General features: G+C 61.8%; 18 protein-coding genes and 1 riboswitch. Of the genes, 4 read left to right on the top strand and 14 right to left on the bottom strand.

Going from position 1 to position 21,620, the window contains the following annotated elements; translation table 11 throughout:
• Positions 1-40: 40 nt before the first annotated feature.
• The 10 genes from OKC40_RS15230 to OKC40_RS15185 all read right to left on the bottom strand — a co-directional run bounded on the left by OKC40_RS15230 (position 41) and on the right by OKC40_RS15185 (position 10,803).
• Positions 41-1,522 (bottom strand): hypothetical protein, encoded by a 1,482-nt coding sequence (locus OKC40_RS15230; protein WP_270795798.1) that lies wholly within the window; start codon positions 1,520-1,522, stop codon positions 41-43.
• A gap of 580 nt (positions 1,523-2,102) precedes the next feature.
• Positions 2,103-3,317: a 2-iminoacetate synthase ThiH gene (thiH, locus tag OKC40_RS15225; protein ID WP_139405139.1), complete on the bottom strand. Its 1,215-nt coding sequence runs from the start codon at positions 3,315-3,317 to the stop codon at positions 2,103-2,105.
• Between the two features lie 32 nt (positions 3,318-3,349).
• The gene (locus OKC40_RS15220; RefSeq protein ID WP_139405116.1) at positions 3,350-4,117 is read right to left on the bottom strand and encodes a thiazole synthase; all 768 of its coding nucleotides are present in this window, start codon (positions 4,115-4,117) and stop codon (positions 3,350-3,352) included.
• An 85-nt stretch (positions 4,118-4,202) separates the two neighbouring features.
• Complete coding sequence (gene thiS / locus OKC40_RS15215; protein ID WP_139405115.1) at positions 4,203-4,409, bottom strand: sulfur carrier protein ThiS; 207 nt, start codon at positions 4,407-4,409, stop codon at positions 4,203-4,205.
• Positions 4,406-5,182 (bottom strand): HesA/MoeB/ThiF family protein, encoded by a 777-nt coding sequence (locus OKC40_RS15210; protein WP_270795797.1) that lies wholly within the window; start codon positions 5,180-5,182, stop codon positions 4,406-4,408. The genes thiS and OKC40_RS15210 overlap by 4 nt, the downstream gene beginning before the upstream one ends.
• Positions 5,172-6,779 (bottom strand): thiamine phosphate synthase, encoded by a 1,608-nt coding sequence (gene thiE, locus OKC40_RS15205; RefSeq protein WP_270795796.1) that lies wholly within the window; start codon positions 6,777-6,779, stop codon positions 5,172-5,174. The genes OKC40_RS15210 and thiE overlap by 11 nt, the downstream gene beginning before the upstream one ends.
• Complete coding sequence (gene thiC, locus OKC40_RS15200; RefSeq protein ID WP_270795794.1) at positions 6,776-8,767, bottom strand: phosphomethylpyrimidine synthase ThiC; 1,992 nt, start codon at positions 8,765-8,767, stop codon at positions 6,776-6,778. Before thiC ends, thiE begins: the two co-directional genes overlap by 4 nt.
• A gap of 279 nt (positions 8,768-9,046) precedes the next feature.
• Positions 9,047-9,159, bottom strand: a riboswitch (TPP riboswitch).
• Between the two features lie 77 nt (positions 9,160-9,236).
• Positions 9,237-9,752, bottom strand: a complete 516-nt coding sequence (locus OKC40_RS15195; RefSeq protein WP_270795793.1) for a MerR family transcriptional regulator — start codon at positions 9,750-9,752, stop codon at positions 9,237-9,239.
• 56 nt (positions 9,753-9,808) lie between these two features.
• Positions 9,809-10,294: a hypothetical protein gene (locus tag OKC40_RS15190; protein ID WP_270795792.1), complete on the bottom strand. Its 486-nt coding sequence runs from the start codon at positions 10,292-10,294 to the stop codon at positions 9,809-9,811.
• An 86-nt stretch (positions 10,295-10,380) separates the two neighbouring features.
• Positions 10,381-10,803 carry a hypothetical protein gene (locus OKC40_RS15185; RefSeq protein ID WP_270795791.1) on the bottom strand — a complete coding sequence of 141 codons (423 nt, stop codon included), beginning with the start codon at positions 10,801-10,803 and terminating at the stop codon, positions 10,381-10,383.
• A gap of 88 nt (positions 10,804-10,891) precedes the next feature.
• Between OKC40_RS15185 and OKC40_RS15180 the strand changes: the two genes are divergently transcribed.
• Both OKC40_RS15180 and OKC40_RS15175 read left to right on the top strand, forming a co-directional pair.
• Complete coding sequence (locus tag OKC40_RS15180; protein ID WP_019446511.1) at positions 10,892-11,560, top strand: response regulator transcription factor; 669 nt, start codon at positions 10,892-10,894, stop codon at positions 11,558-11,560.
• Complete coding sequence (locus tag OKC40_RS15175; protein ID WP_270795789.1) at positions 11,557-12,786, top strand: sensor histidine kinase; 1,230 nt, start codon at positions 11,557-11,559, stop codon at positions 12,784-12,786. Before OKC40_RS15180 ends, OKC40_RS15175 begins: the two co-directional genes overlap by 4 nt.
• Before the next feature lie 152 nt (positions 12,787-12,938).
• On the opposite strand, the gene rimK is transcribed toward OKC40_RS15175, so the two are convergent.
• Both rimK and metH read right to left on the bottom strand, forming a co-directional pair.
• Positions 12,939-13,835 carry a 30S ribosomal protein S6--L-glutamate ligase gene (gene rimK / locus OKC40_RS15170; protein ID WP_005340088.1) on the bottom strand — a complete coding sequence of 299 codons (897 nt, stop codon included), beginning with the start codon at positions 13,833-13,835 and terminating at the stop codon, positions 12,939-12,941.
• A gap of 231 nt (positions 13,836-14,066) precedes the next feature.
• Positions 14,067-17,762 (bottom strand): methionine synthase, encoded by a 3,696-nt coding sequence (gene metH / locus OKC40_RS15165; protein ID WP_270795803.1) that lies wholly within the window; start codon positions 17,760-17,762, stop codon positions 14,067-14,069.
• A gap of 216 nt (positions 17,763-17,978) precedes the next feature.
• Between metH and OKC40_RS15160 the strand changes: the two genes are divergently transcribed.
• Entirely contained in the window at positions 17,979-19,256 is a 1,278-nt protein-coding gene (locus tag OKC40_RS15160; protein ID WP_042057196.1) for a cation:proton antiporter, read from the top strand.
• A 491-nt stretch (positions 19,257-19,747) separates the two neighbouring features.
• Positions 19,748-19,924, top strand: a complete 177-nt coding sequence (locus tag OKC40_RS15155) for a hypothetical protein (protein ID WP_005342935.1) — start codon at positions 19,748-19,750, stop codon at positions 19,922-19,924.
• 156 nt (positions 19,925-20,080) lie between these two features.
• Here the strand turns inward: OKC40_RS15155 and OKC40_RS15150 are convergent, their stop codons facing one another.
• Both OKC40_RS15150 and OKC40_RS15145 read right to left on the bottom strand, forming a co-directional pair.
• Positions 20,081-20,578 carry a GNAT family N-acetyltransferase gene (locus tag OKC40_RS15150; protein WP_270795787.1) on the bottom strand — a complete coding sequence of 166 codons (498 nt, stop codon included), beginning with the start codon at positions 20,576-20,578 and terminating at the stop codon, positions 20,081-20,083.
• Positions 20,579-20,708: 130 nt separating this feature from the next.
• The gene (locus tag OKC40_RS15145; protein WP_075112782.1) at positions 20,709-21,530 is read right to left on the bottom strand and encodes an HDOD domain-containing protein; all 822 of its coding nucleotides are present in this window, start codon (positions 21,528-21,530) and stop codon (positions 20,709-20,711) included.
• Between the last annotated feature and the right edge of the window lie 90 nt (positions 21,531-21,620).

Genomic DNA, 21,620 nt, shown 5'->3' with positions numbered 1-21,620 from the left:
TAAAATCGTACTTGGCGCCGCTCAACTGATCGATACTTGATCAACTAGCGCAAAGAATGATCATGCGTCGGCCCTGGAGACTGGCCAAGTCTGCGTGGTGATCACGGCCTGTTATCTTGAGCAAGCATCTCGTTGCCAGAATACGTGTATGGGCGCTTTCTTGCGAAGCTAAGGTGAGTTGGTGCAATTCATCTTGCAGTGAGTCGATTACCGAAGACCCCGCCAGCAATTCAAGAATCAAGTCGCGCAAATGTCCTTCATCACCAGTTGCTAGCAGTGGCTTTAGTTCGTCTGCCACATCCTGCGTGAAGAAACCAGCGATGCTGAACCTGCGCCAGTAATCACCCCGCCTGAAGTAGGGGTCTTGAGCTGCAAATTTCCTCAACTGCTCCAGCAGCATTCGTTTTGAGCTAGGAAGCAATTGGGAAGGATCACCGTTGGCCAGCACAGCATAAGGGTCGATCCTGATGGCCTCTTCCTGTATAGCGCGGTTACCCAGGGCCGCCATCCAGCCCAATAGCCCCCGCAATTCATCTCGCACCGTATTGTTGGGCGCGATGACGGCGAAACAGTTTGCAAGCATCAGAGGTTTGGTTGGATCCGCAATCCGTTGAGTCAGATAGTGCGCCGCGCAATATTCAGCAACGATCTTATGCACTGGCCGATGTTGATCCACTCGCTCACCCGGTTTAAAGAGCTGGGTTGCCAGAATGTCGTTTCTGGAAGCGATCGGGTGAAGCAATGATGTCAGCGTCGGGTAGATCCGGTCTGCCGTAGCATCTTGGGTACTGACCCCCTCAGCCCCAGATAACAGTAGCTTGGCGAATACTTCTGCTGCCAATTCAATTTTTTGTTGTGAGGTCAGAGAGTGGGCTGCGCTCTTGACTCTGGAGTTGGCCTCTTTGGCCAGACGCTCGACTGCCGTGCTGAAAATGGATCGCTTGTCGATGAAATGTCTATCGCTCTCGATATAGGCCCCCGCAAACAGTTGCAGGAACAGTGGATTGGGTAGTAATGGCTCCAGTTCAAATCGAATTACCTCTGAACGAAAGGCGATGAAGTCCTCTTCTGGGTAGTGATGCAGGAAAATAGCTTGCTGGTCGCGCTCATCAAATTCATACAGCCTGACGACCAGAGGTTGCACCCCAAAAAACTCGCCGAATGACTGGGTATCTGCATTGCTCCATTCACTGGAGCGGCTTGAAATGATGACTCGCGTTGCTTTTGCCTTACAGGCATTAGCTAGAACTAAGTGAATTCCTGACTGATCTATCTTGGCCAGTTCATCGAATGCATCGATCACCTGTGGACTATTTTCTACCTCTGCCCCCATATGCCGGAATCGGGTTGCGGTTACGGCTTTTGTCCCCAACTGCCGCGCAAGACTTTCCATCAGCTCGGTTTTTCCCCCGCCGGGTTCGGCCAAGACAACAACAAACTTCGAAGCAGCCAATAGCTCTGCTTCTGTGTATATCTGGCTATCACTAGAAAGCTTGCGCGGGAGGTAAAACGTCGACGTCATAGGAACAAGAAACCTGTGTATTGGAATCGCTTGAGGGTCTTTCTTCGCTAGTTTGAAAGCCTCATCCAGAGTCAGTTATTTCCGATACTACGCTATTTATCAAATAGTTGGAGTGATTTCCCCATAAATGTTAGGAGGAGTCACATAAGTCAGATCGGCATTGCCCCCCCTCTTATTCGCTGAGGCGAGAACCAGGTCAGCAGCGAGACAGGATGTCGAGCGAGCGGCGCTGGGCCATGAACGGCCCGTCGCCGCATGCCGTCGGACAAGTGAGTGAGCCGAAGGAACCCGACAACGTCGGGCGAATAAGTGGGGGAGAAGACCTTTGGTGCATTTTTTGAAAATAGCGGGTCTTTCCAAAGTCACTCGCCCCGGCCCGAAGGGCGGGCGAAACCCCTTCGAGGCCAGCGGCCTCGCATCCTGCACGGCGAAGCCGTGCCATCGACTATCCCCCCCGGACGATTACGCCTACCGGCTAATCGACCCTACGATTGCACGGCGCAGCCGTGCCTGCTTGCCACAGGCACGGAGTCTGGCTGGACGCCGGGATGCCACCGGCAAAGGGGGGGAGTGGCCGCCCCTATCGGCCCAAGAACGGCTCCCAATCTTTAAACACCGGCTGCAACCCCGCCTGCCGCACGGCGGCGGCCACTTCCCCCACCGGGCGGTCGTCGTGGATGGCAAACTGTTCCAGCTCCTCTGCACCCCCTTCGGCATAGCCCCCCGGCTGGGTGCGCGACTCGGCCGAAATCTGGGTGATGCCAAGGCGCACCGCGCCGTTGCGAAACGTAGCCGACTCGCGGGTGGAGAGGGACAAATCCAGCGTGGGCGAGAAGATGCGCCAAGCACAGATAAGCTGGGCCAGCTGGCGATCCGACATGACCACGGCAGGCTCCAACCCACCGGTGCAGGGGCGCAGGCGCGGGAAGGAGAGCGAGTAGCGGCTTTGCCAGTGGTGGCGCTCAAGCCAGCTCAGATGCTCGGCGACAAAGTAGCTGTCGGCGCGCCAGTCCGAGGAGAGGCCGATGAGCGCCCCCAGCCCGATCTTGTCGATACCGGCGCGGCCCAGCCGATCCGGCGTGGCGAGGCGCCATGCGATGTCCCGCTTGTTGCCGCGCAGATGGTGGCGGGCATAGGTGGGGGCGTGGTAGGTCTCCTGATAGACCATGACGGCGTCGAGGCCGAGGCTCTTCAGTTCGGCATAGTCGGCCTGCGAGAGGGGCTGCACCTCCATCCCTACCGTGCTGAAGTGGCGGCGGATGATGGGCATCACCTCGCGAAAATAGGCGAGCCCCACCTTGTGCTCGTGCTCGCCGGTCACCAGCAGCACGCTGTCAAAACCGCGCGCCTTGATGGCCAGACACTCGCGCTCTATCTCCTCTGCATTCAAGGTCTTGCGCTTGAGGCGGTTGCTCATAGAGAAGCCGCAATAGGTGCAGTCGTTGGCGCAGAGGTTCGACAGATAGAGAGGCACATAGAAGCCGATGGTGTTGCCAAAACGCTGGCGGGTCAGCCGCTCGGCCTCGGCCGCCATCTGCGGCAGATAGGCTTCGGCGGCTGGGGAGATCAGCGCCATAAAATCGGCCAGGGTACGCCGTGGTGCGCTCAGGGCGCGGGCCACATCAGCGGCCGTTTTGGCGCGGATATGCATGCCGATATCGTCCCAATCCAGTTCGTGCCAGCGATCGAGAAAGGAAGGCTCCTTAGCCCTCCCCCCCGGCGCCCTCACCCCCAGCCCCTCTCCCAGAGGGAGAGGGGGGCGAACACTTGGCTGATCATCTGGTACGGAGCCCATAGCTGAAGCATCTATCTCCTCTAAACCCTGGTTCATAACACCCCCAGAAAATCGGTAAGCGGGCTGGAGGCTTGCGCCTGCAGGGCGCGGGCGCCAAGGCCTGCCTCATAGGCGCTGCGACCGGCGGTGCAGGCCAGTGCAAAGGCGCGGCCCATGGCGACCGGGTCTCCGCTCACCGCGATGGCGGTGTTGACCAGCACGGCATCGGCGCCCAGCTCAAAGGCGGCGGCGGCGTGGCTCGGTGCACCGATCCCCGCATCCACTACCACAGGCACATTGGCCTGCTCGACGATGATGGAGAGAAACTCCCGGGTCACCAGCCCCTGATTGGAACCGATGGGCGCGCCGAGCGGCATCACGGCGGCGCAGCCCACCTCTTCCAGCCGTTTGCAGAGCACGGGGTCTGCGCCGCAGTAGGGCAGCACCACAAAGCCCTCTTTCACCAGCTGCTCGGCGGCTTTCAGCGTCTCGATGGGATCGGGCAAGAGATAACGGGGATCGGGGTGGATCTCCAGCTTCAGCCAGTTCGTTCCCAGCGCCTCACGGGCGAGGTGGGCAGCAAACACCGCCTCGGCGGCGGTCTTGGCTCCTGAGGTGTTGGGCAGCAGCTTGACCCCGAGTTGCAACAAGGGGCTCAGGATATCGTCATGGGCCTTGCCCGGTTCGAGCCGCTTGATGGCCATGGTGACCAGTTGGGAGCCACTCGCCTCGATGGCGGCGGCCATCAGTTCCGGGCGGGCAAACTTGCCAGTGCCAGTGAAGAGGCGCGACGAGAAGGTGTGATCGGCAATCTTGAGCATGTCAGCCTCCGGCCACAGTGGTAAGAAGAGATGAAGTTCCACCGCAAGGCAGAACGATCGAAGATGGGACTGCGAGCATCATGGGTCAGCCTCCCGCAATGGCGGTAAAGAGGTGAAGTTCGTCCCCGTCATTGAGACGGGTCTCGGCCCAGCGGCCACGGGGCAGCACGGCGCCGTTAAGGGCTACCGCCACTCCCTGTGGATTAACGTCTTGCGCTGCCAGCAGATCGGCCACACTCAGCCCTGCCGCCAGCGACTGGGCTTTATCGTTGAGTCGAATGGTGAGGGTCATGGGGTGATCTCCTTATCGTGTGTCGGGCATCGGCGCTGCCCGCAAACCGGGCAATCGGGATCCGGGGCCAGAGTGAGGGTCTGCCACTGGTGGGTCAACGCATCAAAACGGCGCAATGTGCCGGCGACCGGGCTTGGCATACCGAGCAGCAGTTTCAGCGCCTCCAGCGCCTGCAGGGTGCCCATCACTCCGACCAGCGGGCCGGTGACGCCGCTGGTCTCGCAGCTCTGGCTCACCTTGGTATCCAGCGGATAGAGGCAGGCATAGCAGGCATGAGCCGTACCTGTGCGCGCCATCAGCTGCCCATGCCAACCCACCGCCGCGGCGGAGATCCAGGGCTTGCCCTGCTCCACACAGGCGGCGTTGATGGCCTGGCGGGTGGCGAGGTTGTCGCAGCAATCGATCACCAGATCTACCTCGGCCACAAACTCCGGCAGGCTGGTAGCATCGAGGCGCTGGTTGATGGCGATCAGCTCCACCAGCGGGTTGTGGGCAGCCAACCGCTCGCGGGCCAGCTCCGCCTTGGAGTGGTTGACCGCCTCGCTATCGAACAGGATCTGGCGCGGCAAGTTGCTGGAGTCCACCGTATCGCCATCGGCCAGCCACAAGGTGCCCACCCCGGCGCCAGCAAGATAGAGGGCGAGCGGCGAGCCGAGCCCGCCCAAGCCCACGATCAGCACGGACTTATCTTTCAGCCGCGCCTGCCCGGCCTCGCCTACTTCCGCCAGCATCAGCTGGCGGCCGTATCGCAAATACTCAACATCAGAGAGCATGTTCCACCTCCCTTATGGCAGAGGCCGAGCGTGGCTCATCCCCCGCTCCCACGGCCTCGAGCAGCCGTTCGGTCGCCCCCTGCCAGTCATCGCTGGCCGTGATGGCCGAGACCAGCGCGATACTGCCGACCCCGCTTGCCTTGACCGCCGCCACCCGCTCCTCGCTGATGCCGCCGATGGCCACCGTCGGCCACTCCGCCATCAGGGCGCGGTAGCGGTGCAGCCGCACCAGCCCCTGCGGGCGCGAAGGCATCGCCTTGGTGTTGGTCGGGAAGATATGGCCAAGCGCAATATAGGAGGGGGCCAGCTCGCGGGCCCGCATCAGCTCGAAGTAGCCGTGGGTGGAGATGCCAAGGCGCAGCCCGGCGGTCTGAATGGCGGCGAGATCGGCGGTCTCCATATCCTCCTGCCCCAAATGCACGCCCCAGGCGCCCGCCTCGATGGCCTGCTGCCAGTAGTCGTTGATAAAGAGCCGCGCCCCATAACGGTGACCAAGCGCTACCGCATCGCGAATGGCCGGTGCCACCTGAGCGGCGGGCAGATTTTTGATCCGCAGCTGGATAGTCTTGACCCCCTGTCCCAGCAGGCGGCGCAGCCACTTGACCGAGTCCACCACCGGATAGAGGCCCAGATGCTGTTCGGTTGCGGCAAAAGGGCCATCCGGCAGGCGGGCACTGCTCGCTTCATAAAGTCCGAAGCGGCGATCGAGGGTTGATCCCGCCAGCACAGCGCGGGGGAAGTGGGCAAGATCTGCAGGCCAGCCAAGATGGGCGATGGGGCCCGGGCCTGCCCCCACCCCCTGCGCCGCCGCCAACCCCTGTTGCAGGTAGGCGCGAGCGAGGGTGATGGCGTCCTCCACCGGATAATCCTGCGCCACCACGGCGGCGATGGCGCTGGCGTAGCAGCAACCGGTGCCGTGACCGTGGCGGGTATCGAGGCGCGGTGCGGCGAGCCAGAATTCGCGGGTCTCATCCTGGTAGTAGTCGAGGCAGAGCTCACCGCTCCAACCCAGATGGCCGCCCTTGACCAGCACGGCGCGGGCGCCCAGTTCGCGCAGCCGCTGGGCGGCGAAGCGCACCAACACAGGGCTGGTCGCGGGAATGCCGGTCAGGGCTTCCAGTTCGGGGCCGTTGGGGGTGATGAGCGACAGACGTGGCAACAGCTGCTCGCGCACCGCCTCCAGCATATTGGGCTCCGCCATCGGGGTGCCGGTGCTGGCGATGGCCACCGGATCGTAGACCACGAAGGGACTCCCAATAGTTGCCAGTCGGCGGGCCAGCACTTCGACATGAAGCCGGGTCGGCAGCAGGCCGATCTTGATGGCGGCAGGCGGCAGATCGACGCCAAGGGCGTCGATCTGGGCGGTGAAGGTCTGCATCAGCACGGGGTCGACCATCTTCACCGCCACCGAGTTCTGGGCTGTGATGGCGGAGATAACCGAACAGCCGTGCACGCCAAGGTCGTGCAATGTGTGCAAGTCGGCCTGAATGCCGGCGCCACCGCCGGAATCTGAACCCGCAATAGTCCAGACCACAGGACGCGAGTCCGTCACAGACAGCTGATCGGCGGGGCTGACAGCCCCGCTTGCGCTACTCACGCCTCCTCCCCTGCGGCCTGTTTCAGCGCCGCAGCCTGATGGTAGATCTCGCCGCCGGTCTCCTTGAAAGTCTCAGCCATGCGGGCCATGCCGCTCTCCACCTGAGCCACCACCTGCTCCTGCTGGCCATCCATACCGACCAGCTTGATCTCCACAGCCTCAAGCTTGGCGGCATAGTCACGCACGTCCTGAGTGATCTTCATGGAGCAGAACTTGGGCCCGCACATGGAGCAGAAGTGGGCCACCTTGCCGGACTCCTGCGGCAGGGTCTCGTCGTGGTAGGCACGGGCGGTGTCGGGATCCAGCGCCAAGTTGAACTGATCCTCCCAGCGGAACTCGAAACGCGCCTTGGACATGGCGTTGTCGCGGATCTGGGCGCCCGGGTGCCCCTTGGCCAGATCGGCGGCGTGAGCGGCGATCTTGTAGGTGATGAGCCCCTGCTTCACATCCTCCTTGTTGGGCAGCCCCAGATGCTCCTTGGGAGTGACGTAGCAGAGCATGGCGCAGCCGTACCAGCCGATGAGCGCGGCGCCGATGCCGGAGGTGAAGTGATCGTACCCCGGCGCGATGTCGGTGGTGAGCGGGCCCAGCGTATAGAACGGCGCCTCGTGGCAGTGCTCCAGCTGCTCGGTCATGTTGCGCTCGATCATGTGCATCGGCACATGGCCCGGCCCCTCGATCATCACCTGCACGTCGTACTCCCACGCGATTTTGGTCAGCTCGCCAAGAGTGCGCAGCTCGGCGAACTGGGCCTCGTCGTTGGCGTCATAGACGGAGCCCGGACGCAGACCGTCGCCCAGCGACAGGGCCACGTCATAGGCGGCGCAGATCTCGCAGATCTCGCGGAAGTGCTGGTAGAGGAAGTTCTCTTTATGGTGGGAGAGGCACCACTTGGCCATGATGCTGCCGCCGCGCGAGACGATGCCGGTGAGGCGCTTGGCGGTCATCGGCACAAAGCGCAGCAGGACGCCGGCGTGGATGGTGAAGTAGTCCACCCCCTGCTCGGCTTGTTCGAGCAGGGTGTCGCGGAACAGCTCCCAGGTGAGGTCTTCGGCGATGCCGTTGGTCTTCTCCAACGCCTGATAGATGGGCACGGTACCGATGGGGACCGGGCTGTTGCGCAGGATCCACTCGCGGGTCTCGTGGATGTAACGGCCGGTGGAGAGATCCATCACTGTGTCGGCGCCCCAGCGGGTGGACCAGACCAGCTTCTCCACCTCCTCTTCGATGCTGGAGGTGACCGCCGAGTTGCCGATGTTGGCGTTGATCTTCACCAGAAAATTGCGGCCGATGATCATCGGCTCCGCTTCCGGGTGGTTGATGTTGCTGGGGATGATGGCGCGACCGGCGGCCACCTCATCGCGCACAAATTCGGGGGTGATGTTCTGGGGCAAACGGGCACCGAAATCGCGGCCCGGATGCTGGGTGCGCAAGAGCTCGGAGCGCACCCGCTCGCGCCCCATGTTCTCGCGAATGGCGATAAATTCCATCTCGGGAGTGACGATGCCGGCGCGGGCGTAGTGGAGCTGGGTGACCCGGCGACCCTGCTTGGCACGGCGCGGCTTGGGCAAGTGCTCGAAGCGCAGGTGGTCGAGCCCCTCGTCGGCCAGACGCTCCTGAGTGAAGGTGGAGCTGAGCCCCGGCAGTTCGTCGGTGTCATCGCGCTCCAGCACCCAGTTCTCCCGCAGGCGCGGCAGGCCACGGCGCACGTCGATGGCGACCCCCTCCTCCCCGTAACGGCCAGAAGTGTCGTAGACCGGGATCGGTTCGTTGGGTTCGAACTTGGGATCGTCTTTGGTGCCGCCGACGAAGGTATCGGCCAGCTGGATCTCCCGCAGGGGAACACGAATATCGGCGCGGGAGCCTTCGATAAAGATGCGGCGGGAGTTGGGGTGAGCCATCCCCTTGAGGCTGTCGATAAAGGCCTGAGCGCTGGAGCGCTGCTCGCGGCGGCTGGATTTGGCGATATCAGATACAGAAGTAGACATAGCAAAACTCACATTAACTGGTTGAAGTTATGGGTGTTTGCTTGTCTGGAGTTCGAGGAGAAGATGAACTTGCGGCGGGGTGTTTATCTCGGGAGGGAGTGCGTGCGGGATGGATCTCCGCGCTGCTGTTCTGCCGCTTCCCGCTCTCTGCACGCTGTGGGCAAGGCGCACCACGTGCTGGACAACCGGACGGGACAGACTCCCTCCTGTGCGCCTTGACCCATCAGGGTTACCCCTCCGATGAGCGGAAGAGGCTTGTTCCTCCCCCGGCGCGGTAACCCGCAAGTTACCCTTGTTCCCTTCGCAGGTTTTAACCTGATCAGGTTCCACGGATCCCGAATTAACGGTCTCAGCTTCGCGTCGTTCGACGGTCAGCACTCCGACAAGATGGCGCCAGTATAAGGGGGAAAATCTAAAGCACAAGCCGTTAACAATCCGGGTCAACGGCCGGTGCTGTGGTCAGACGGGGTTACTCACCACGCGACCAGGTGCGGATCGCGGCGATCTCCGCGGCGGGGATCTGCAGGGATTCGAGGAATTCCTGATGGGCCTGTGACTCCATCTTCTCGAACTGGATATGCCAGTTGCGCATCATCTCTTCGGTCATGCCTGCGGCCTGCATGATGGCAACCCAGCGTGCCTTGTCTACCATGGGGATCTCCTCGTGTGTCTGTTGGCGATAGAGGATGATGGCCCGTTGTTGACGCCTCAACTCGGCGATCTCCTGCTCCAGTCGCAGCAGGTGACCATCGAGGCAGGAGTGGCTCTCCTGCCGTGCCGCCAGCAGGGTGCCGATCTCTTCAAGCGGCAGCCCCATGGCGCGAAAACTGGCGATCTGCCGCCCCCGTTCCAGCTCGGCCTCGCCATAGCGGCGATAGCCGTTCTCCCCGCGCAGGGCGGGAAGCAGCAGACCGAGACGTTCGTAATAGAGCAGGGTGGTGCGGCTCAGACCCAGTTCTCTGGCCAGCCGGGTAATCGTCAACATAGGGGTTCCTTCATCCAACGGGCAGAGGATAAACCCGCCTATCATAGACGGGTCAACTACTCCTCCGGATTGACGACAATGATTTCGCTTAAGCGGCCCTGTTCGTCGCGGCTCAGCACCAGCTCGCTCCCGGTGTGCAGATCGGCAGCCGAGCCGTTAACCCAGCGCACCTGCGGATTGAGTGGCACAGTGCCCAGGGTGGCCAGCGTGAGCTGCCGATCATCGAAGGATTGCAGGCGATCTTGCGCCCGTTGCCAGGGCCGATTGGCCAGCGGGGATCTGGCGGCCAGCAGCTCGATCCGGGTGGCCACCCCGTCGGCGACCAGCAGGGCGAGCTGGTCGCCGGGTTTGAGTGGCTGCGGCCACATCTCCCCCTGCCGCCAGACGGCGGCACTGCCCTGCTCCACCTCGCCCCCCTGAAATTGCAGGCGGATGCCGTCGCTGTGCTCCAGCTCCACCAGCCACAGCTCGTCGGCTCCCGCCTGCGCCGCCCAGAGCGGCACACCCAGCATCCATGCACACCACTTTCTCGATTGTTCCATCTTCGTTCGTCCCTGAACAAAAAGCCCATGCTGGACAAGCATGGGCTTCATTCGGGAGCATTTCTAATCGGAACACAGAGATCGGATCAGTCATCCTCGCGGCAACGGCTCAGGCGCATGCCGTCAAACTTGCACTCCAGCTCCAGCCAGCGCCCTTCAAACGGCTCCAGACTGTTGTCCGAGGTGGTGTAGCCCCAGATCCGCCCCCCTTCGACCGGCCCTTCCAGATCCATCTCGTCCTTGTCATCTTCGTCGAGGGCTTCGACCTTGCGCACATAGCGCACGCCGTTCTCCACCACCCCCTTCATCTCGACCCAGGTACCGCCGAGATCATCCTCGTTGAGCCAATCCTTGAAGCGGGTCTGGTCGTCGATCACGAACGGCATGCCGTTGACCATCAACTGGCCAAGCTGCCAGGTGGTGCGGCCGGTCAGTTTGAATTCGGTCGCCTGTGCGGTGCCAAGTGGCAACAAGATCAACAGCAGGAGGGCGCAGAGAGACTTCTTCATCAGGGATCCTCGGGGTTACACTGGCAAACAGGATGCCGTATCCGGTGTGAAAAGAGCGTGAAACGCTCGCCAACCAGGAGAGCAAAGCATGAAGATTTTGGTAGTGGAAGACAATCCTCAGGTGGCGGAAACCATCATGGATTATCTGGAGCTGGCCGGTCACCGCCTCGATTGTGCCTATCACGGTCAGGCGGCGCTGCAACTGCTGGAGGAGCAGCGTTTCGACGTCATCATCATGGATGTGATGATGCCGCGCCTCGATGGCCTCAGCACGGTGGCGCGCCTGCGCGAGCAGGGGATTGCCACTCCCGTGCTGTTTCTCACCGCCCGCGACAGCCTGGAAGACAAGCTGGCGGGCTTCAAGGCGGGAGGGGATGACTATCTGGTCAAGCCGTTCGCCATGGAGGAGCTGGAGGTGCGGCTGCAAGCCCTCAGTCTGCGCGGCCCGCGCGGCGATGTGGGGGCCATCAGCTTTGGCGATCTGACGGTCGATGTCGCCAGCGGCCGCGCCACCCGCGCCGGTGAGCCCCTCAAGCTCGGCAAGATCCCGTTCCAGATCCTCGCCCTGCTGGCCCGCCGCGCCCCCGCCATCGTCAGCCGTCAGGAGGTGCTCGACACCGTCTGGGGGGATGAGGAGCCCGACTCCGATGCCCTGCGCAGCCATATCTACGCCCTGCGCAACGCGCTGGACAAACCCTTCCCCACTCCCATGCTGGAGACCCTGCACGGTCAGGGCTATCGACTGGTGAGCGCATGAGCCTGCCGAGCCTGCGCCGCCGCCTGATCATGGCGCTCGGCGGCGCCGGGGTGGTGCTGCTGATCCTGCTCTCCGGCCTGATGCTGGTGGCCGAAGACAAGATGGAGGAGCTGAGCCTGCGCCACTGGCTGGAAGCCGAAGTGACCCGCTACAGCGATGACTGGCTGCGACTCGGCCCGGCCGCCGCTGCCCCGAGCCCCAGACAGTTCTCCAGCTACTGGACCGAGGCGGGCCGCCTGCCGAAATGGCTGAAGCCCTACCAGACCCCCGGCTTTTTCGAGCATCAGCTGGGCAAGGAGGACAAGCACTTTCTGGTGGCCCGCCACCCCTCCGGCGAGGGACTGCTCTATCTGGTGTTCAACGACGACGCCGATGACTACCTAGATCCCTACGAAGACAAGCTGCATCTGGCCACCCGGCTGATCGGGGTGACCCTGCTGCTCGCCTGCCTCGGCTTCGGCATCTGGCTGGTGCGCCATATCACAGGGCCGCTGCAACGGCTGCAACAGAGGGTCGCCCACCTCACCCCAGATCAGGCGGATTTCGAACCCGACGCCCCCTGGCAGGAGCTGCGGGATATCGAGCTGGCGCTGCTGGCCGGCAAGCAGGAGGTGAGCGCAGTGTTCGCCCGCGAACAGGAGTTCAGCCGCTTCGCCAGCCACGAGCTGCGCACCCCCAACATGGTGATCCAGGGCTCGGCGGCCCTGCTCGGCAAGGTGACGGACTTGCCCGCACCGGCCGCCCGCGCCACCACCCGCATCCGCGCCGCCGCCGACGAGATGGCGCTGCTCACCGAGACCTTCCTGCTGCTGGGCCGCAAGGAGGCGGTGGAGCGGCCATTGCAACAGGTGACCCCGCTGATCCGTCAGGAGCTGGCCCGCCTCGCTCCGCTGTTGCAGCGGGAGGCGCTCGATATCCGGCTTAACCTGGACGAGAGCAGCGAAGTCAACGCCCCCCTCTCCCTGCTCGCCATTGCCCTCGGCAACCTGCTGAAAAATGCCCTGAGCTACGCCGAGGGGCATATCGAGATCGAGCTGCGCGGCCCGGTGCTCACCATTAGCAACCCGACAGCGGCGGCGCCGGATCAGATCCTCGGCTACGGCTGCGGCCTCACCATCATTCAGCGCATCTGCGAGAAGCTGGGCTGGCAGATCGACACCCGGCTGGAGGATGGCGTATTCAGCGCAAGGCTGGCGATGAGCACCAGCGAACCCACGAAGGCATAGCCCCCTCATCCCAACCCTTCTCCCCGTCTATTCAAAATAGTGGGAGAAGGGAGACAGCAGACACACCCCGACAAGCCCGCAGCCCACCAGCCAGATAGCAACAAGGCGCCCGAGGGCGCCCTGTTTTTATCTGACGGATGCGAGCCCGAGGCTCACTCCGCCGGTTTGTTCTTGCGGCTCGCCTTGAGTTCGAGGAACTCGATGATCTTGCCAGCCACATCCTTGCCGGAGGCAGCTTCCACCCCTTGCAAGCCGGGGGAGGAGTTGACCTCCAGCACCAGCGGGCCGCGGGCGCTGCGCAGGATATCCACCCCCGCCACATCCAGCCCCATGATCTTGGCGGCCTGCACCGCGGTAGCGCGCTCTTCCGGGGTGATCTTGATCGCCTCGGCGGTGCCGCCACGGTGCAGGTTGGAGCGAAACTCCCCCGGCTGGGCCTGACGGCGCATCGCTGCCACCACCTTGCCGTTGACCACCAGACAGCGGATGTCGGCGCCATTGGCCTCGCGGATATACTCCTGCACCAGAATGTTGTTGTTGGTCTGGATAAAGGCCTCGATCACGCTCTCGGCGGCCTTCTGGGTCTCGCACAGCACCACGCCAATCCCCTGGGTTCCCTCCAGCAGCTTCACCACCAGCGGCGCCCCGCCCACCATGGTGATGAGGTCAGGCACGTCGTGGGTGCTGTGGGCATAGCCGGTGATGGGCAGGCCGATGCCGTGGCGGGAGAGCAGCTGCATCGCCCGCAGCTTGTCGCGGGAGCGGCTGATGGCCACCGAGCTGTTGAGGGCCATGGTGTTCATCATCTCGAACTGGCGCAGCACGGCGGTGCCATAGGCGGTAATGCTGGCCCCGATCCGGGGAATCACGGCGTCATAACTTCCCAGCTCCCCACCCTCGTAGTGAATGGAGGGGTTGTGGGAAGCGATATTCATATAGCAGCGCAGGGTGTCGAGCACCTCGACCTGATGACCGCGCGCCTGCGCCACCTCGACCAGACGGCGGGTGGAGTAGTTTTTCGGCTCACGGGATAAAATGGCGATCTTCATGACAATTCCGCTAGAAGGCTATGCCTGGGCAGGATGGGGCGGGAGAGTATAAGGTGCCACAGCGCCAAGACAACGCCAATTGTTTCTCCTGACAACAAGACAAACCACGCCAGACCGCACGCTACCCTGTCACTGTGACCAACAGGTTAAACGGCGGCTCTGCGCAGGTTGTTCAACCCGTGCAAGGATGCCGCCGTTTCTCGTTAAAGATCAACCGGTGTCACGCGGGAGTCAGTTCAGGTTTGGCCCCAACCAGCGCTCGGCCTCTGCCAGCGTCATCCCCTTGCGGGCGGCGTAATCTTCCACCTGATCGTGCTGGATCTGCGCCACCGCGAAGTATTTGCTCTCGGGGTGGGAGAAGTACCAGCCCGATACCGCCGCCCCCGGCCACATGGCGTAGGATTCGGTCAGCTGCATGCCGATGGCCTGCTCCACCTCCAGCAGCTCCCAGATGCTCCCCTTCTCGGTGTGCTCCGGACAGGCCGGATAACCGGGGGCCGGACGAATGCCCTGATAGTTCTCGCGAATGAGCTCCTCGTTGCTGAGGGCTTCATCGGGGGCATAACCCCAGTGCACCTTGCGCACCTGCTCGTGCAGGTACTCGGCAAACGCCTCAGCCAGACGGTCGCACACCGCCTGAATGAGGATAGCGTTGTAGTCGTCGTGATCCGCCTTGTAGGCCTTGGCGATGACCTCCTCACCGATACCGCCGGTCACCGCGAAGGCACCGATCCAGTCGGGCTTGCCACTCTCTTTCGGTGCCAAATAGTCCGCCAGACAGTAGTTGGGGAAGCCCTGCTTCTCGCTCTGCTGGCGCAGGTGGTGCAGCACCTTGATGACCTCGGTGCGGGACTCGTCGCTGTAGACCTCGATGCTGTCCCCTACCGCGTTGGCCGGGAACAGGCCGATCACCCCGGCGCAGCGCACGCTCTGATCCTTTTCCAGCTGGTCCAGCATGGCGTTGGCATCGGCAAACAGCTTGGTTGCCTCCTCGCCGATGATCTCGTCCTCCAGGATGCGCGGGAATTTGCCCGCCAGCTCCCAGCTGAGGAAGAACGGCGTCCAGTCGATGTAGGGGCGCAACACCGAAATGGGCACATCTTCGAACTTCTGCACCCCGAGCTCGCGGGGCTTGGGTGGCTGGTAGCCAACCCAATCCAGCTGGTGCCGGTTGGCGCGGGCGTGGGCCAGACTGACCGGGCGGGAGCGCGGCTGCTTGCGGGCATGCTGATCCCGGGCGATCTCGTACTCCTTGTCGATGCGGGCGACAAACGCCTCCTTGAGATCCGGACTGAGCAGGCTCTGGGCCACCCCCACCGCGCGGGAGGCGTTGGAGACATAGACCACAGGCTCCGAGTAGTTCTGCTCGATCTTCACCGCAGTGTGCGCCTTGGAGGTGGTGGCACCGCCGATCAAGAGCGGCAGCTTGAAGCCCTGACGCTCCATCTCTTTGGCCACGTGCACCATCTCGTCCAGCGACGGGGTGATGAGACCCGACAACCCGATGATATCGGCGCCGACCTCCCGCGCAGTCTTGAGAATCGTCTCGCAGGAGACCATGACCCCGAGGTCGACAATCTCGAAGTTGTTGCACTGCAGCACCACCCCGACGATGTTCTTGCCGATGTCGTGCACATCCCCTTTCACGGTCGCCAGCACGATTTTGCCGTTGCTGGAGCCACCCGACTTTTCCGCCTCGATATAGGGTTGCAGATAGGCGACCGCCCGCTTCATCACCCGGGCCGATTTCACCACCTGCGGCAGGAACATCTTGCCCGCACCGAACAGGTCGCCGACCACGTTCATGCCATCCATCAGCGGCCCTTCGATGACGTGCAGCGGCTTCTCGGCAGCAATACGAGCCGCCTCCGTGTCCTCTTCGATAAAGTCGGTGATCCCCTTGACCAGCGCGTGCTCCAGCCGCTTGCCCACCGGCCAGCTGCGCCACTCCTGATCCCGCGGATCCTCGGCCTGGGCACCGGCACCGCGATACTTCTCGGCGATGGCCAGCAGCTCCTCGGTGGCGTTGTCATTGAGGTTGAGCACCACCGCCTCGACCTTCTCTTTCAGCTCGGCCGGAATGTCTTCATAGATGGCGAGCTGGCCAGCGTTGACGATCCCCATGTCCATGCCGTTCTTGATGGCGTGGTAGAGGAAGACGGCGTGAATGGCTTCGCGCACCGGCTCGTTGCCGCGAAACGAAAACGAGACGTTGGAGACGCCGCCGGAGATCATGGCGTGAGGCAGGTGCGTCTTGATGTCCTTCACCGCCTCGATGAAGTCCACCGCGTAGTTGTTGTGTTCGTCGATGCCGGTCGCCACCGCGAAGATATTGGGGTCGAAGATGATGTCTTCCGGCGGGAAACCGACCTGATCCACCAGGATCCGGTAGGCGCGCTGGCAGATCTCGAACTTGCGAGCGCGGGTATCGGCCTGTCCCTTCTCGTCGAACGCCATCACAATCACGGCGGCGCCGTAGCGACGCAGCAATCTGGCCTGCTGGATGAACTTCTCCTCCCCCTCCTTCATGGAGATGGAGTTGACCACCGGCTTGCCCTGCACGCACTTGAGACCCGCTTCCAGCACCTCCCACTTGGAGGAGTCGATCATCACCGGCACCCGGGCAATATCCGGCTCACCGGCGATGAGGTTCAAGAAGCGCACCATGGCCGCCTCGGCGTCCAGCATCCCCTCGTCCATGTTGATGTCGATGATCTGGGCACCGCTCTCTACCTGCTGCTTGGCGACATCCAGCGCCTCGTCGTAGAGCCCCTCCTTGATCAGCCGCTTGAACTTGGCCGAACCGGTGACGTTGGTGCGTTCCCCCACGTTCACGAACATGGATTCGGGGGTGATGATCAGCGGCTCGAGACCCGACAGGCGGCAAGCCACCGGCAGTTCGGGCAGCACACGCGGCTTGAGGCCCGCCACGGCATCGGCCATGGCGCGGATATGGGTCGGGGTGGTGCCGCAGCAGCCGCCGACCATGTTGAGAAAGCCGCTTTGGGCCCACTCGCGGATATGCTCCGCCATCTCGACGGCATCGAGATCGTACTCGCCGAACGCATTGGGCAGACCGGCATTGGGGTGGGCGCTGACGCAGGATTCGCTGATGCGCGACAGCTCCTCCACATACTGGCGCAGCTCGTCAGGGCCGAGCGCACAGTTGAGGCCGAACGACACCGGTTTGACGTGGCGCAGGGAGTGATAGAAGGCTTCGGTGGTCTGGCCGGAGAGGGTACGACCGGAAGCGTCGGTAATGGTGCCGGAGATCATCACCGGCAGGCTGTAACCCAGCTCTTCGAACACCCCTTCCACCGCGAAGGCGGCAGCCTTGGCGTTGAGGGTATCGAAAATGGTCTCGATCAGAATGATGTCGGCGCCACCCTCGATCAGGGCATGGGTCGATTCGGTATAGGCGGCCACCAGCTGGTCATAGGTGACGTTGCGCTTGCCGGGGTCGTTGACGTCCGGCGAGATGGAACAGGTGCGGTTGGTGGGGCCCAGCACCCCGGCGACGAAGCGCGGCTTGGCGGGATCTTTCGCCGTCCACTCGTCTGCCACGGCACGGGCCAGCCGGGCCGCCTCGCGGTTGATCTCGGCCGAGAATGCTTCCATCTCGTAGTCGGCCATGGCGATGCGCGTGGCGTTGAAGGTGTTGGTCTCGAGGATGTCGGCCCCGGCAGCGCAATACTGCTCATGGATCTCGCGGATCACCGCCGGACGGGTCAGCACCAGCAGATCGTTGTTGCCCTTTATGTCGGTGTGCCAGTCGGCAAACCGCTCACCCCGATAATCCGCTTCGCCCAGTCGGTAACCCTGGATCATGGTGCCCATGGCCCCGTCGATGATCAGGATCCGCTCCCTGAGGCAGGCTTCCAGCTTCTTTGTTATGTCCGACTGCTTGCTCGGCTCTCTGCTCGACATTTCGTTCGACACCGCGTGTTCCTCTTACATCCATGCAACTGCGTAAACAGCATCCTAACAGCAAACAAATAAAATGGAAATCTAGCCGTCTATCAGTCCAAACAGAACACCATATACTCATTTATGGGTAATGAGTAACATAGGGCCCGAGAGTAACCTATGCCCGTCCTGTATAGGGATACGTGCTTGCTGTCTACCAACGAGAAAAAAATAACTATGAGCGTCTACTACACACTCTGTTTTCTGGCAGCGCTGGCGATTTTTATCGCCTTTGCCAACCAGTATGTTGTGAAGATCCAGACCACCATCGCCATTACTGCGGGCTCCATGCTGATCTCCGCGCTGATGGTGCTGTTTGGCAAACTGGGCTGGTTCAACCTGGAACCTCTTGCCGTCAAAACCATGGAGAGCATCGACTTCCAGAACTTCCTGCTGAAGGGGATTCTGGGCTTCCTGCTGTTCGCCGGTGGTCTTGGCATCAACCTCAAGGCGTTGCGTAGCCAGAAGTGGGAGATCACTATTCTGGCCATCATCGCCACCCTGCTCTCCACCTTTATCATCGGTTACGGCTTCTGGTTTATCGCCAAGCTGCTGGGCTGGGAACTGCCGCTGGTTTACTGCATGCTGTTCGGGGCGCTGATCTCCCCCACTGACCCGATTGCCGTACTCGCCATCGTCAAGAAGATGAAAGCGCCACCCCAGATCGCCATCCAGATCGAAGGGGAGTCACTGTTCAACGACGGCGTCGGCCTCGTCATCTTCGCCACCGTGTTTGCCGTCGCCTTTGGCGGGGTTGAGCCGACCTTCGGCAGCGTGGCTGGTCTGTTCCTGCACGAAGCCCTCGGCGGCATCCTGTTCGGCGCCGTGCTGGGCCTCATCGCCCACGTGATGATCAGCGCCACCGACGATGGCTCGCTGGAGCTGCTGCTGACGCTGTGCATCCCGACCGCCGGTTTCGCCTTTGCCAACATGATCGGCGTCTCCGGTGCGCTGGCCATGGTGGTCACCGGCATCATGATCGGTAACTGGACCCGTCAATCCGGCTTCTCCGAACAGAGCCGTCATCACCTGGATCACTTCTGGGAGTTGATGGATCAGTTCCTCAACGCCCTGCTGTTCCTGCTGATCGGTCTGGCACTGGTGCTGCTGGAACTATCCTGGCATGACTGGGTGCTGCTGGTTATCGCGGTACCGCTCTGTCTGGCTGCCCGCTTCATCAGCGTCTCCTTGCCCTATGTGGCCTTCCGCAGATTCCGCAACTACAACACCTTCTCGGTGCGGATCCTTACCTGGGGCGGTCTGCGTGGCGGTCTGGCCATGGCGATGGCACTGGCACTCCCCTCCGGCGTCATGATGATCCCGGATCATGGTGTCGACCTGCGTCAGGTCATCCTGGTGATGACCTACTCGGTGGTGATGTTCTCCATCGTGGTGCAGGGCATGACCATCACCCCGATGATCACTGCCGCCAAGAAGGCCTGTGGCGACTACTGAGTCGACCGACGGTACTGATTGCAGAATGAACGAGGGCTCCGTCAGGAGCCCTCTTTTTATGACTAATATTTGCGACTGATAGCACCTTGATAACACAGAGGAAAAGCGTACTTACTTCAACATCGCCAAATTATTGTTTGCTTTTTATTCATTTCGAGGAGAGAATGCGCCCCGGCTAGTTAATCAGCCCTGTTTATGTTCGCAATGCTTCAACGTTAGATGAATCCTGCCAAAACCCACATAACCTTCCTCTGATTTACTCGCCTTGAGAACCGTCAGGCTGTCTGCCTGCGTTGCCCGGCTCTCACGGTGCAGACCCGATCTGCCCACCCAATTTGATTTATGCATCAGCATATTCCTTGAAAAGTGCAGACGCCCCTTAACCGGGCTGGGTATTCCTGCGCGCTTGTCGTTCACCCAATCGACCGCGCCCATTAACCTGACATTTGCCAATACAAGGAGCAAACACCTAATTTATATAGAGAAATACCATGATGAAAGCCGTACAAACACACAAGCCCCTGCGTCGTAGCAAACCCATCAACCTGCCCCCGCAAGAGCAGGATTCCGATGCGTTCCTGATCCAGTTCAGCACCCGCTTCAGCGGCGGTTTCGCCATCTCCTGTGATGGTATCGCTGGCGAGTTCTCCATCGAAGACCTCAACTGATCCTGCCTGCCCTCCGGCAGCGCCCGATGCAGACAGGCCGCAACTCACGGCGGCCTCTTTGCTTCTCTCTCATGCCTTTAGCCAGATCCAGTCTCTTGCTTGTCACTCAGCCTGACCAGCCACCTCGCCATTCGCTTTCACGCTCTCTGACCCTGATCACTGTTCCAGCAGCAGGCATTCGTCAGCATCGTCGCTCAACTTGACCAGGCGGCTGCGTACCAGCCCCAGCTTGGCCAGCAGGCCGATGGATCGCTCGTTGCCCGGAGTGACGATGGCAACCACTTGCCCGATCCCCAACCGGCTTTTGCCATCGGCAAGGGCTGCCTGCGCCGCTTCAATGGCGTAGCCCTGACCGCGATATTGCGGCAAGAAGGCGTAGCCGATATCAACCTGCGCCAGGGTATCGCGCTTGATCAGGCCGCAGATACCGAGGCTGGCCCCGTCCTCCTTGCGCTCCACCAGATAGAGCCCGTGACCATAACGGGCATAGCTGACCGCCGGTCCCTGCTGGATATACTCCTGCGCCTGCTCCAGAGTGCGGATGCCCCGATCGCCGATGTAGCGATAAAAGTCGCCGTCATTGAGCAGCTCAAGAATGAAGGGGGCGTCGGTGGCGATCATTTCGCGCAGGATCAGGCGGGAGGAGGCAATCATGGCAAGGGCTCTCAGACGGAAAGTGAAGGGCAAAGAGTGCCCCGTCACTCCCTGACTGGCAAGCCTGCGGCACCATCAGCCATGAAAAAGGGGCCGCGCGGCGACCCCTGATGAGATGGAAGATATGGTCTCAGGCCGCCAGCAACCCGGCATAACCGTTGCCCTGTTCCCGCAGCGCGATGAACTGGGCGGCGCAATCGGCCCAGCTCAGCCCCAGCGCATCTGCCACCTTGTGGGGCCACTCGGGTGGTGCCTCTTCTGCAACATCGGACTGAGCCGCCAGCACGATGGCCAAGTGGATCAATCCGGCCTCGGGGGAGAACTCCTTGGCCAGCATGGGGTTGTAGTGGTACTCCACCGCAGTGCTGATGGTCTCGGGGAACTTCCAGTAGCGAGCCATGGCCGCCCCGACCTGGGCATAGTTGAAGCCGACCACCAGCTCTTCCGCCTTGGCCCGCCCCTTGTGCAACTCCAGATCGTGGATGTGATGGACGGTGTTTTCCGGCAGGCCCACGTGCATCACCAAGCGGCCGAGATCGTAGAGCAGGGCGCAGGTAAAGACTTCCTCCCCCTTCATCCCCTTCTTCACCGCCAGACGGCGAGCCAGTTCGGCCACGTTGAACACGCAGCCCCAGAAATGTTTGAGATCAATGCCGGGGACGGCCTTGACCGATTCGGTGAGCCCGCAGGCCAGCACCATGTTGCGCACCATCGCCAACCCCAGCCGCACAGCGGCTTCATTGACGGTGCCGATCTGGCGACTGCTGCCGAATTTGGCCGAGTTGGCCAACCGCAGCAACTTGGCGGAGATGACCGGATCCTTGTTGATCAACTTGCTGATCTTGAGCAGATCCGGCTCCTTTTCATTGAAGGTCTGAATCAAGTCGCGCATTACTTCGGGGATCTGTGGCAGCAGCTTGGGCTCGGCCAGCAGGGAATCTATCGTGGGCATAGGCGTGTCCATCCATGTTATCTGTGTTCCAACCTGTTTGCCTTGGCAAACTCCTCCTAATTATGGGTAACAAATGACTTCTGTATCGGA

Origin of the sequence: Aeromonas sp. QDB11 (genome assembly GCF_027705265.1) — a bacterium.
Lineage (GTDB): Bacteria > Pseudomonadota > Gammaproteobacteria > Enterobacterales > Aeromonadaceae > Aeromonas > Aeromonas allosaccharophila.
This window is presented reverse-complemented; position numbering and strand designations above follow the sequence as displayed.

Bases quoted from the DNA above. Each gene is read 5' to 3' on its own strand.
- OKC40_RS15175 (WP_270795789.1), top strand. From the start codon at position 11,557: ATGAGCCTGCCGAGCCTGCGCCGCCGCCTGATCATGGCGCTCGGCGGC.
- rimK (WP_005340088.1), bottom strand. From the start codon at position 13,835: ATGAAGATCGCCATTTTATCCCGTGAGCCGAAAAACTACTCCACCCGC.
- thiS (WP_139405115.1), bottom strand. From the start codon at position 4,409: ATGACCCTCACCATTCGACTCAACGATAAAGCCCAGTCGCTGGCGGCA.
- thiH (WP_139405139.1), bottom strand. From the start codon at position 3,317: ATGGGCTCCGTACCAGATGATCAGCCAAGTGTTCGCCCCCCTCTCCCT.
- thiC (WP_270795794.1), bottom strand. From the start codon at position 8,767: ATGTCTACTTCTGTATCTGATATCGCCAAATCCAGCCGCCGCGAGCAG.
- OKC40_RS15195 (WP_270795793.1), bottom strand. From the start codon at position 9,752: ATGTTGACGATTACCCGGCTGGCCAGAGAACTGGGTCTGAGCCGCACC.
- OKC40_RS15210 (WP_270795797.1), bottom strand. From the start codon at position 5,182: ATGCTCTCTGATGTTGAGTATTTGCGATACGGCCGCCAGCTGATGCTG.
- metH (WP_270795803.1), bottom strand. From the start codon at position 17,762: ATGTCGAGCAGAGAGCCGAGCAAGCAGTCGGACATAACAAAGAAGCTG.
- OKC40_RS15145 (WP_075112782.1), bottom strand. From the start codon at position 21,530: ATGCCCACGATAGATTCCCTGCTGGCCGAGCCCAAGCTGCTGCCACAG.
- OKC40_RS15180 (WP_019446511.1), top strand. From the start codon at position 10,892: ATGAAGATTTTGGTAGTGGAAGACAATCCTCAGGTGGCGGAAACCATC.
- OKC40_RS15185 (WP_270795791.1), bottom strand. From the start codon at position 10,803: ATGAAGAAGTCTCTCTGCGCCCTCCTGCTGTTGATCTTGTTGCCACTT.
- OKC40_RS15220 (WP_139405116.1), bottom strand. From the start codon at position 4,117: ATGCTCAAGATTGCCGATCACACCTTCTCGTCGCGCCTCTTCACTGGC.
- OKC40_RS15230 (WP_270795798.1), bottom strand. From the start codon at position 1,522: ATGACGTCGACGTTTTACCTCCCGCGCAAGCTTTCTAGTGATAGCCAG.
- OKC40_RS15160 (WP_042057196.1), top strand. From the start codon at position 17,979: ATGAGCGTCTACTACACACTCTGTTTTCTGGCAGCGCTGGCGATTTTT.
- OKC40_RS15150 (WP_270795787.1), bottom strand. From the start codon at position 20,578: ATGATTGCCTCCTCCCGCCTGATCCTGCGCGAAATGATCGCCACCGAC.
- OKC40_RS15155 (WP_005342935.1), top strand. From the start codon at position 19,748: ATGATGAAAGCCGTACAAACACACAAGCCCCTGCGTCGTAGCAAACCC.
- OKC40_RS15190 (WP_270795792.1), bottom strand. From the start codon at position 10,294: ATGGAACAATCGAGAAAGTGGTGTGCATGGATGCTGGGTGTGCCGCTC.